The following is a 5,545-nucleotide window of genomic DNA, read 5'->3' on the forward strand; positions in this document are numbered from 1 at the left end:
CATCTGCAGCAGCACCTTCAACCGGTTGGAGATCGTGCCCGATTCGCAGTCGCTGAAATTCTCCGCGCAGTCGCCGCCCTGCAACAGGAAACGCTTGCCTTCCTGGGCGTCGGCCAGCTGCTGCTTCAGCGCCAGGATCTCCCACGAGGTCACCAGCGGCGGCAGCCGCTTCAGCTCGTGCAGCGCGGCATCCAGTGCCACCGGATCGGGATAGGTCGGCATCTGCAGCGCGGTCTTGCCCCGCCAGCTCTCCGGTGACCAGGCGGCGCCAGCAGCGATGGCGGCAGGATCGGGGGCGGGCGGAACGGCGGACAGGCTCATCACGGACATCCGGGGGTGGGGGGCGGTCATGGTCGCAGAGCCAGCCGCTGGCGCAAAGGGCCGGGCCCGGTCATGACTGCCTGAACGGTGTGGAAAGGGGCCGTGTGATCGGCCAGAAACGGCATGGTCGCCATCGCCGGACAGGCGCATGATCGGCACGCAGTTGTTACGGAGTAACACTCCCTCATRGACCGGCCCCCTCCCCCTTCCTGCCCATTTCCCATGAAGCCATCCCTGCTCACCACCGCCATCACCTTCGCCCTGATCCTCACCAGCCAACCCGCGCTTGCCGCCGACACTGATGCCAGCGCGGCTGCGGTCAAGGACCTCGACGTAGTCACCGTCAGTGCTCAGCTCGACCAGGCCCGCAACGCCCTGTCACCGGACATCGGCAGCAGCCAGTACCAGATCACCGCCGAGGACATCCAGAAGCAGCCGCTGGGCGCCTCCGCTCCGCTCAGCCAGGTGCTTCTGCAGGCCCCGGGCGTGGTCCAGGACTCCTACGGCGGCGTGCACGTGCGCGGCGACCACGCCAACCTGCAGTACCGCATCAATGGTGTACTGCTGCCCGAATCGATCTCCGGCTTCGGCCAGACCCTGGATGCCCGCACCATCAAGAGCATCCGCCTGATGGACGGCGCCCTGCCGGCGCAGTTCGGTGAACGCACCGCCGCGGTGGTCGATATCACCACACGCAGTGGCGCCGAGCTGGGCAACGGCGGCAGCGCTGGCATCACCGCCGGTTCGTTCGGCAAGGTCAACCCGAACGCCTCCTGGTGGGGCAACCAGGGCCGCTGGAGCTGGTTCCTGACCGGCAACTACGACCAGAACGAGGTCGGGCTGGAGAACCCCACCAGCGCACGCAGGCCGCTGCATGACGACACCCACCAGGGGAAGGCCTTTGCCGACCTGACCTATCTGGTCAACGACAGCACCCGCCTGAGCGTGTTCGCCGGCTTTGCCAACAACCGCTTCCAGATCCCGGTCAACCCGGGGCAGACCCCGCAGTTCGGCTACCTGGACACCACCACCTTCGATTCCAGCCAGCTGGACGAAACCCAGCGCGAGGCCACCCGCTTCGGCATSCTGGTGCTGCAGGGCACGCTTGGCCAGACCGCGTACCAGCTCTCGGCCGGCCAGCGCTACAGTGATGTGGCCTTCAACCCGGACGTCGTGGGCGACCTGGAGTTCAGCGGCGTCGCCTCGCAGGTCCGGCGCAGCAACCGCGCCAACACCCTGCAGGCCGATTTCTCCACCCCCCTGGGCGATAACCACACCCTGCGTTATGGCCTGTATGGCAACTACGAACACGCCGCCGCCAACAACAGCAGCTGGGTCTTCCCGGTCGACGCCGATGGGCGGCAGACGAGCACCACGCCGCAGCTGATCCCGGACCGCAATGCCTTCCACGCCAGCACCGCAGCCTTGTACGTGCAGGACGAGTGGCGGATCGGCGATGACTGGACCGTCAATTACGGCCTGCGCGGCGACCGCTTCAAGGCCTTCGGTCACACCGAGGGCCAGCTCAGCCCACGCCTGGGCGTGGTCTGGAACGCCAGCGACAGCACCACCGTGCACGCCGGCTATTCGCGATACTTCACCCCGCCCGCCAGCGAACTGGTTGCCGGCAGCGATCTGGCCCTGTTCGATGGCACCAGCAACCAGCAACCCGCCGATGGCAGCAACACGCCGTTGTCCGAGCGCAGTGACTACTACGATATCGGCGTGTCACAGCAGGTCGGCGACCACCTCACCCTCGGCCTGGATGCCTACGACCGACGCGTGCACCGCCTGCAGGACGAAGGCCAGTTCGGCGCCGCCTACATCTATTCCACCTTCAACTATCGCCGCGGCCACATCCACGGTCTGGAGTTCAGCGCCGACTACAGCAACGGGCCGATCAGCGCGTACTTCAACGCGGCCTACAACAAGGCCATGGGCACCCAGGTCATCACCAGCCAGTACAACCTCGATCCGGATGCACTGGCCTACGTGCAACAGAACTGGATCCACCTGGACCACGACCAGAAGCTGACGTCTTCCGGCGGCGTCAGCTATGCGTTCGCTGGCCACAATCGGGTCGGTGCGAACTACGTGTACGGCAGCGGCCTGCGTTCGGACATCGAGGGCGTGCCCAATGGCGGCGAACTGCCGTCGTACCTGCAGGTCAATCTCAGCGCCGCGCATGACTTCAACGCCGACAGCGGTCATCCGCTGCATGTGCAACTGGCGGTGATCAACGCGCTGGATCGCAGCTACCAGCTGCGCGATGGCGGAGGCATCGGCGTGTTCGCACCGCAATGGGGACCACGTCGCGGCGCCTATCTGAGCCTGCAGCAGGACTTCTGAGGTACCACCGACTGCCGGCCAGCGGCCGGCACTACCGGAAAACAGTCGAGCCACGCCATGCGTGGCTCCGGACTGGCTCAGTGCTTGACCTTGCGCAGCGATACCACCAGCGCCCACAGCGCCAGCAGCACGAACCACACGCCCGACCACATCGGCATGGTCAGGCCGAGGAACGTCCAGTCGATGTTGCCGCAGTTGCCGGTGCCGGTCAGCACGGTGCGGAACACTTCCAGCGGCCCCATGGTCTCGCGCAGGAAGGCCAGCGGCGGGCCACACGTCGCCCCCATTTCCGGCGGCAGCATCTGCACGTAGACATGGCGTGCGGCGATGCCCACGCCCACGGCGGCAGCGATGAACGCGAGGATGCCGTAGGTCGCCCGCCCCGGACGGTTGGACGGCCCATGCAGTGCGCCGATCAGGAACAGCAGGCCCAGGGCCGCGAACGCCAGGCGCTGGAAGATGCACAGCGGACACGGCTCCAGCCCCATCTTCAGCTGCAGGAAAATCGCGTAGCCCAGCAGGCCCGCGCAGATCAGGAAGCCCAACAGGAACTGGGCGCGGAAAGGCCAGCGCAGAGGATTCATCGGCAACGCTCGTGTAGTACGGACCGCAAGCGTAACCGAGAGTGCGCGCCGTTCGAACCGCCACAACGTCGCGCCCGTCGGAACACGCCGGCGCGCGCGCCGCAACATGCGGGATCATCCACGCCCGGCGTGGATCTCCATCCGTCGCCCAGAAACGGAAAAACCCGGCACGAGGCCGGGTTCTTCACCGAATGACGGGTGTCGCGCGTCGATTACTCTTCGACGGCTTCAGCCACGACCGGACGGTCAACCAGCTCAACGTAGGCCATCGGCGCGTTGTCGCCGGCGCGGAAGCCGCACTTCAGCAGGCGCAGGTAACCGCCCGGACGGTTCGCGTAGCGCGGGCCCAGGATGGTGAACAGGTTGCCGACGGCTTCGTTGTCGCGCAGGCGGGCAAAGGYCAGACGACGGTTGGCGACGGAGTCGACCTTGGCCAGGGTGATCAGCGGCTCGGCGACGCGGCGCAGTTCCTTGGCCTTCGGCAGGGTGGTCTTGATCAGCTCGTGCTTGAACAGCGAGGCGGCCATGTTCTTGAACATCGCTTCGCGGTGGGCGCTGGTACGGCTGAACTTACGGCCGGATTTCTGGTGACGCATGGTGATATTCCTTGGTTAATGATGTGGCTTTGCGGATCGTTGTCGCCTTCCTGGCGCTGCTGCTCGGACTGCGGTTGGTCCTGRCCATCCGTCCTGGACGACCTGCCCGCGAACCTTCGTTCGTCGTGGCGGTATTGCCTTGGTGCAATGGCCCCGTCGTTGCCGACGGGGCCATGCGGTCTTGCAGAAAGGCGGTATCAGCCCAGCATGCCGTGGCTGGCGACGCCGGCCGGCGGCCAGTTCTCCAGCTTCATGCCGAGCGACAGGCCACGCTGGGCCAGCACTTCCTTGATCTCGGTSAGCGACTTCTTACCCAGGTTCGGGGTCTTCAGCAGCTCGACTTCGGTCTTCTGGATCAGATCGCCGATGTAGTAGATGCTCTCGGCCTTGAGGCAGTTGGCCGAACGCACGGTCAGCTCCAGATCGTCGATCGGGCGCAGCAGCACCGGATCCACGCCGTTGTTGGCCGGCTTCGCCGCACCGCGGTCGCGATGGGTGAAGTCACCGAACACCGACAGCTGATCGCTGAGGATGTCGGCAGCGGTACGCACTGCTTCTTCGGCGTCGATGGTGCCGTTGGTCTCGATATCGATGACCAGCTTGTCCAGGTCGGTGCGCTGTTCGACACGAGCCGCTTCCACGGCATAGGCGACACGGCGGACCGGCGAGAACGAGGCATCCAGGACCAGACGGCCGATGGCACGGGTTTCTTCGTCCGGACGACGACGCGCAGCTGCCGGCTGATAGCCGAAACCACGCTCGATCTTCAGACGCATGTTCACTGCCGTGTCCTTGGTCAGGTGGCAGATCACGTGGTCGCCGTTCAAGATCTCCACATTGTGGTCGACCTTGATGTCGGCAGCGGTGACAACGCCCGGACCCTGCTTGGACAGGGACAGAGTCGCGTTGTCGCCGGAGTGCATACGGATGGCCACGTCCTTCAGGTTCAGCAGGACTTCCAGCACGTCCTCCTGCAGACCTTCGACCGTGGTGTACTCATGCAACACGCCGTCGATTTCGACTTCCGTGATGGCGAAGCCCGGGATGGACGACAGCAGCACGCGACGCAGGGCATTACCCAGCGTATGCCCGTAACCCCGCTCCAAAGGTTCGATAACGACCTTTGCACGGGTGTCGGTAATGCGTTCGATCTGCGGACCGCGAGGACGCAGAACCTGGTTGGCGGTAACCGTCATGTTGCGGGTTCTCCTAGTGAACCCCCGGCCGTCGCCGGGGGCTCTCCAATGTGAATTACTTCGAATACAGCTCGACGATCAGCGCTTCGTTGATGTCCGCAGGCAGATCCGAACGATCCGGAACAGCCTTGAAGATGCCGGAGAACTTGCCGGAATCCACTTCAACCCACGACGGGCTCAGGTCATGCTGGGCGGCGACGGTCAGGGCTTCCTGGACGCGCAGCTGCTTGGCAGCCTTTTCAGACAGGGCGATGGCGTCGCCAGCCTTGACCTGGTACGAGGCCAGGTTGACCGACTTGCCATTCACGGTGACGCCGCGGTGCGACACCAGCTGACGGGCAGCCGGACGGGTCACGGCGAAGCCCATGCGGTAGACAACGTTGTCCAGGCGGGTTTCCAGCAGCTGCAGGAGGTTCTCGCCGGTGTTGCCCTTCTTGGTCGAGGCCTTCTTGTAGTAGTTGCGGAACTGACGCTCCAGCAGACCGTAGATACGCTTGAC

General features: G+C 65.1%; 6 protein-coding genes. 1 reads left to right on the forward strand and 5 read right to left on the reverse strand.

Annotated features, from left to right (window positions below; translation table 11 throughout):
• Positions 1-321, reverse strand: a 321-nt coding sequence (locus tag AC1VAN_RS09435) for a 3-deoxy-7-phosphoheptulonate synthase (RefSeq protein WP_480985694.1), incomplete at its 3' end; no start/stop codon positions are given.
• A 222-nt stretch (positions 322-543) separates the two neighbouring features.
• Between AC1VAN_RS09435 and AC1VAN_RS09440 the strand changes: the two genes are divergently transcribed.
• A complete protein-coding gene (locus tag AC1VAN_RS09440) occupies positions 544-2,670 on the forward strand; it encodes a TonB-dependent receptor (protein ID WP_480985695.1) in 2,127 nt (708 codons plus the stop codon).
• A gap of 77 nt (positions 2,671-2,747) precedes the next feature.
• On the opposite strand, the gene AC1VAN_RS09445 is transcribed toward AC1VAN_RS09440, so the two are convergent.
• The 4 genes from AC1VAN_RS09445 to rpsD form a co-directional block, all read right to left on the reverse strand.
• Positions 2,748-3,254: a disulfide bond formation protein B gene (locus AC1VAN_RS09445; RefSeq protein WP_025879322.1), complete on the reverse strand. Its 507-nt coding sequence runs from the start codon at positions 3,252-3,254 to the stop codon at positions 2,748-2,750.
• Between the two features lie 212 nt (positions 3,255-3,466).
• The gene (gene rplQ / locus AC1VAN_RS09450) at positions 3,467-3,850 is read right to left on the reverse strand and encodes a 50S ribosomal protein L17 (protein ID WP_480985696.1); all 384 of its coding nucleotides are present in this window, start codon (positions 3,848-3,850) and stop codon (positions 3,467-3,469) included.
• 197 nt (positions 3,851-4,047) lie between these two features.
• Positions 4,048-5,046 carry a DNA-directed RNA polymerase subunit alpha gene (locus AC1VAN_RS09455; protein WP_025879320.1) on the reverse strand — a complete coding sequence of 333 codons (999 nt, stop codon included), beginning with the start codon at positions 5,044-5,046 and terminating at the stop codon, positions 4,048-4,050.
• Between the two features lie 55 nt (positions 5,047-5,101).
• On the reverse strand, positions 5,102-5,545 hold a 444-nt coding region (gene rpsD / locus AC1VAN_RS09460; RefSeq protein WP_480985697.1), incomplete at its 5' end, for a 30S ribosomal protein S4.

Source organism: Stenotrophomonas sp. 05L44_2 (assembly GCF_056665995.1).

Bases quoted from the DNA above. Each gene is read 5' to 3' on its own strand.
- AC1VAN_RS09445 (WP_025879322.1), bottom strand. From the start codon at position 3,254: ATGAATCCTCTGCGCTGGCCTTTCCGCGCCCAGTTCCTGTTGGGCTTC.